Here is a 5,021-nt window from a genome sequence, read left to right on the forward strand (position 1 = left end):
CGCCGACACCCTGCCGGCAGCGGAAGTAACCCTCGAGGCCGAGAAGGCCTCACTGCTCAAACAGCCCAAGGCGGTGTGGGCCACGGCCCTCGCGGCGGTGTTCGCCTTCATGGGGATCGGGCTGGTGGACCCCATCCTGCCGGCGATCGCCAAGAACCTGGACGCCTCGCCGAGCCAGGTGTCGCTGCTCTTCACAAGCTATTTCCTGGTGACCGCAGTCGCCATGCTGATCACCGGCTACGTCTCCTCCCGGATCGGCGGGAAGCGGACGCTGCTGATCGGGCTGGCGGTCATCGTCGTGTTCGCCTCCCTGTCCGGCACGTCCGGCAGCGTGGCCGAGCTCATCGGCTTCCGCGCCGGCTGGGGGCTGGGCAACGCCCTGTTCGTGGCCACGGCGCTGGCCGTGATTGTCGGCGTCGCAAGCGGCGGCGCCGGCACTGCGATCATCCTTTACGAGGCCGCACTCGGCCTGGGCATTTCCCTCGGCCCGCTCCTGGGCGCACTGCTGGGCGGCTGGCAGTGGCGCGCCCCGTTCTTCGGTACGGCCGTGCTGATGGCCTCCGCGTTCATCGCGCTCATTGCCCTGCTGCCCAAGACGCCGCTGCCCGAACGGAAAGTCCGGCTCCGGGATCCGCTGCTGGCCCTGGGGCACAAGGGGCTGCGGACGACGGCGGCCAGCGGCCTGTTCTACAACTACGGCTTCTTCACCGTCCTCGCCTTCACGCCCTTCATCCTCGGCATGGACGCCTACGGGATCGGCGGGGTGTTCTTCGGCTGGGGTGTGGCCGTCGCGGTCTTCTCAGTGTTTGCCGCCCCCGTGCTGCAGAACCGCTTCGGAGCGGTCCGGATCCTCACCGGCACGCTCGTCCTGCTGATGCTCGACCTTGTGGGACTGGGCCTGGCCGCCGGGCACTCGGTGCCGGCCGTCGTCGTCCTCGTGGTCATTTCCGGGGCGCTCCTGGGCATCAACAACACCATCTACACGGAGCTGGCCATGGGCGTGTCCGACTCGCCGCGGCCGGTGGCCTCGGCCGGCTACAACTTTGTACGCTGGATGGGCGGCGCCCTGGCACCGTTTGCCGCCGCGCAGCTGGGCGAGCACTTCGGCCCGCAGGTGCCCTTCTTCGCCGGCGCGCTGGCCATGGTGGCCGCCATTGCCGTCGTCTTCGGCGGACGCCGCTACCTGGCGGCGCACGAGCCGCACGTGGTGTAGCAACACCCGGTGTTGCGCAGAACCCGCTGAGGTGACAAAGAACGCCCATGCTTCCTCGCAAGCATGGGCGTTCTTTTGTCGGAACGCTGAAGGCGCGGCGGCCCTCACAGAAGCGCCGGCTCAGGCCCTGGCGGACTCTTTCGCGGATTCCTTGGCGGCTTCCTTTGCGGATCCCTTGGGCACGAACAGGGTTTCGGCCTGCTCCAGGGACATGCCGTTGGTCTCCGGGACCTTGAACATGACGAAGAAGAACGACGCCGCCGCGAACAGCGCGTACATGGCGTACGTCAGCGGCAGGGAGGCCGCGGCCATGACCGGGAAGCTCAGGGTGATGGCGAAGTTGGCGATCCACTGCGCGGCTGCGGCCAGGCCCAGGGCCCGGGCGCGGATCCGGGACGGGAAGATCTCCCCCAGCAGCACCCATACCAGCGGCCCCCAGGAGGCGCCGAAGCTGATGACGAACACGTTGGCGGCGACCAGCGCCGCCGGACCCCACGCCCCGGGCAGCGAGATTGCGTCGCCGGACCCGGTGGCCGAGCCGAAGGCCAGCGCCATGGTGCCCAGCGAGAGGGCCATGCCGATGGAGCCGGCCAGCATGATCGGACGGCGCCCGATCCGGTCCACCAGGGCGATTGCCACGAGCGTGACCAGGATGTTGGTGACGGCGGTGGCCACGGAGATGGTGAGCGAATCCTTTTCCTGGAAGCCCACGGCCTTCCACAGCGTGGTGGAGTAGTAGAAGATCACGTTGATGCCGACGAACTGCTGCAGCACGGACAGGATGATGCCGATCCAGACCACCGGCTGCAGGCCCAGGGCCTTGCCGCGCAGGGATCCCTTCTGGCCGGCAAGCTTGTCCTCGTCGATGGCCTTCTTGATGTCGCGCAGGTGCCGGTCCGAGTCCTCGTCCGGGGCGATCGACTTGAAGACCCTGAGGGCCTCCTCGTCCTTGCCCTGGAACACCAGGAACCGCGGCGATTCGGGCAGGGTGAAGGCGATCCAGCCGTAGACGACCGCGGGAACGGCGGCGGCCATGAACATCCAGCGCCACGCTTCCAAACCAAGCCACACGGCCTGGTCCGCGCCGCCGGCCGACGTCGCGAACACGGCGTCGGAGAGCAGGGCGGCGAAGATGCCGGTGGTGATCGCCAGCTGCTGCAGCGAGGCCAGGCGGCCCCGGACGTGGCGGGGGGAAATTTCGGAAATGTAGGCCGGCGCGATCACCGAGGCCAGGCCGATGCCGAGCCCGCCCACCAGACGCCAGAAGATCAGGTCCCAGACGCCGAACGCGAACCCGGTGCCGATGGCGCTGACCAGGAACAGCAGCGCGCCCAGCTTCATGGCCGGGATCCGGCCGTAGCGGTCGGCGATCTTGCCGGCCAGGTAGGCCCCTGCCGCGCAGCCGAGGAGGGCCACGGCGACGGCGAAGCCGGTCACGGCCTCGCTGAGGGCGAACTCGTCCTTGATCGCGTCGACGGCGCCGTTGACGACGGAGGAGTCAAAGCCGAAGAGGAAGCCGCCGACGGCGCCCGCTACGGCCAGCCAAATGACCCTTTTTGGGATCTTGGCGGCGGTCTGGTCATGGGTGGTGGTCATACGGCTCCCTTGGCAGTTCGCGGTCCACGGCCTTCGCCGCAACTACCCAGTCTTACACCCGCCCCCGCGTGCCCCCTGTCACAACCACTGGAAAGTGAGACGAAACATACACTTTGCCGCTGCTGCGGCTGAGGACAGACGACGACGGCCGGCAGTCCACAAGACTGCCGGCCGTCGTCGTGTTCCAGACCTCGGGACCGCCTAGTGGGCGGCGGCCACGGCGCCCTCCCGGGCAACCGCCTTCGGGTCCGTGAGTTTCTTGTTCGGCAGGGCGAACGTGATCAGAAAGGCGATGCCGGTGAGCACGGCGGCCGTGAGCATGACCGCGTCGATCGACTGCGCGAAGCCCTCGACGATGGGACGGGTGAGCGTCGAGTTGGCCGTGTGCAGCCAGCTGGTGTCGTTGAGCGAGTCGTTGCTGGCGCCGTTCTTGAAGAAGTCGTAGAGCTGGGCGTTGGCCGGGTCGGCGGCCACGGCCGGATCCTTGAGCACCTTGAGGTAGTCAGCATTCTGCGCGGCGTCCTTCATGCCCGTGGCGATCTTGTCCGCCGCGAGGCTGAAAAGCATCGAGATGAACACTGCCGTACCAACCGCGCCGCCCATGGAACGGAAGAACGCGGCGGAGGAAGTGCCCACGCCCATGTCCTTCGGGGGCACGGAGACCTGCATGGCCAGCGTCAGGGGCTGCATGCAGAAGCCCAGTCCCAGGCCGAAGAACACGGCGATGGCGCCGGGGACCCACAGCGGGGTGTCCACGCCGAGGGAGAGGCCCATGACGACGGCGGCCGCCGTCAGCGTTGCGGTGCCAAGGATCGGGAAGATCCGGTAGGTGCCCGAGGCCGAGATGGTCCGGCCCGCTGTGATGGAGCCGGTGAGGATGCCCACGGTGAAAGTGATCATCATGAGGCCGGCCTCGGTGGGGGTCAGGCCCTTGACCAGCTGCAGGTACATGGGCAGCATCGCGATGGCGCCGAACATGCCGATGCCGATGATGAAGTTCAGCAGCGAGGACAGGCCGAAGGTGATGTTCTGGAACAGCCGGAGCGGGATCAGCGCGTAGTCGGCGGCGTGCCGTTCGGCCAGCAGGAACGCGATGATGCCCACGACGCCGAGTGCGTAGCAGAGGTAGGAGTTCGCGGAGCTCCAGCCCCAGGTGCGGCCCTGTTCGGCCACGAGGAGGAGCGGCACAATGGCCAGCGTGATGGCCGCGGCGCCCCAGTAGTCGATCTTCTGCTTCACGTGCTTGGCGGGGAGGTGCAGGTACATGAACACCACCGTGAGGGCCGCGAGACCGATCGGGATGTTGATCAGGAACACCCAGCGCCAGCCGTCGATCCCGAGGATGGTTTCGGTGCCCGCGAAGGCGCCGCCGATCACCGGGCCCAGGACGGAGGAGATGCCGAAGACCGACATGAAGTAGCCCTGGTACTTGGCCCGGTCCTTGAGCGGCACGATGTCGCCGATGATTGTCAGGGCGAGGGCCAGGAGGCCGCCGGCGCCCATGCCCTGGATGCCGCGGGCAATGGCGAGCTCGGTCATCGAGTGGACCGAGCCGGCGTAGAGCGAACCGGCGAGGAAGATCACGATGGCGATGAGATACAGCGGGCGGCGCCCGAAGATGTCACTGAGCTTGCCGTAGAGCGGCGTGCTCACCGTGGAGGTGATGAGGTAGGCGGTGGTGGCCCAGGCCTGCAGGGAGAGGCCGTCGAGGTCGTTGGCGATCGTGTAGATCGAGGTGGACACGATCGTCTGGTCCAGCGAAGACAGGAACATGCCGAGCATGAGTCCCACCATGACGGTGATGGTCTGACGGTGGGTCAGGACCTCTCCCGCGGCGCGCACGGAGGTGGTTTTGGACATGACTGCTCCAAGGTGACGTGGGGGATTAAGCGGATAGTTGCTTTCAGTAACTATGTTACTGGCTGAATTGTTCCCGCCACTACCTCGGGGAGAAGAAAGTCCTTAGCGTTCGACCAGGATCCCGTCCGGATCGCACCAGATCATCACGCCGGGGCGGATGGCCACGCCGTCGATTTCCAGGGGCACGTCGATTGCCCCGGCGCCGTTCTTGGCGCTCTTGCGCGGGTTGCTGCCCAGTGCCTTGACCCCGAGCGGCAGCCCCGCGATGGCGAGCCGGTCCCGGATGGCACCGTTGATAACGACGCCGGCCCAGCCGTTCGCGACGGCGCTCGCCGCGATCATGTCCCCCATC

3 protein-coding genes and 1 pseudogene are annotated in these 5,021 nt (G+C 67.4%); 1 reads left to right on the top strand and 3 read right to left on the bottom strand.

The genetic code is table 11. The annotated features are described in order from the left end of the window. Positions 1 to 1,213 (top strand): MFS transporter (locus LQV45_RS17640; RefSeq protein ID WP_374208240.1); only part of this gene is annotated, 1,213 nt, incomplete at its 5' end. 120 nt (positions 1,214 to 1,333) lie between these two features. On the opposite strand, the gene LQV45_RS17645 is transcribed toward LQV45_RS17640, so the two are convergent. The 3 genes and pseudogenes from LQV45_RS17645 to LQV45_RS17655 form a co-directional block, all read right to left on the bottom strand. Then, positions 1,334 to 2,809, bottom strand: a complete 1,476-nt coding sequence (locus tag LQV45_RS17645) for a sugar porter family MFS transporter (RefSeq protein WP_230008139.1) — start codon at positions 2,807 to 2,809, stop codon at positions 1,334 to 1,336. 201 nt (positions 2,810 to 3,010) lie between these two features. After that, complete coding sequence (locus LQV45_RS17650) at positions 3,011 to 4,669, bottom strand: MDR family MFS transporter (protein WP_230008140.1); 1,659 nt, start codon at positions 4,667 to 4,669, stop codon at positions 3,011 to 3,013. A 102-nt stretch (positions 4,670 to 4,771) separates the two neighbouring features. Then, positions 4,772 to 5,021 (bottom strand): annotated as a pseudogene (locus LQV45_RS17655) (S-adenosylmethionine--2-demethylmenaquinone methyltransferase); the annotation flags it as partial.

It is taken from the genome of Microbacterium sp. Bi128 (genome assembly GCF_918698205.1).

Coding starts and splice junctions, on each gene's coding strand:
- LQV45_RS17645 (WP_230008139.1), bottom strand. CDS start 2,809: ATGACCACCACCCATGACCAGACCGCCGCCAAGATCCCAAAAAGGGTC.
- LQV45_RS17650 (WP_230008140.1), bottom strand. CDS start 4,669: ATGTCCAAAACCACCTCCGTGCGCGCCGCGGGAGAGGTCCTGACCCAC.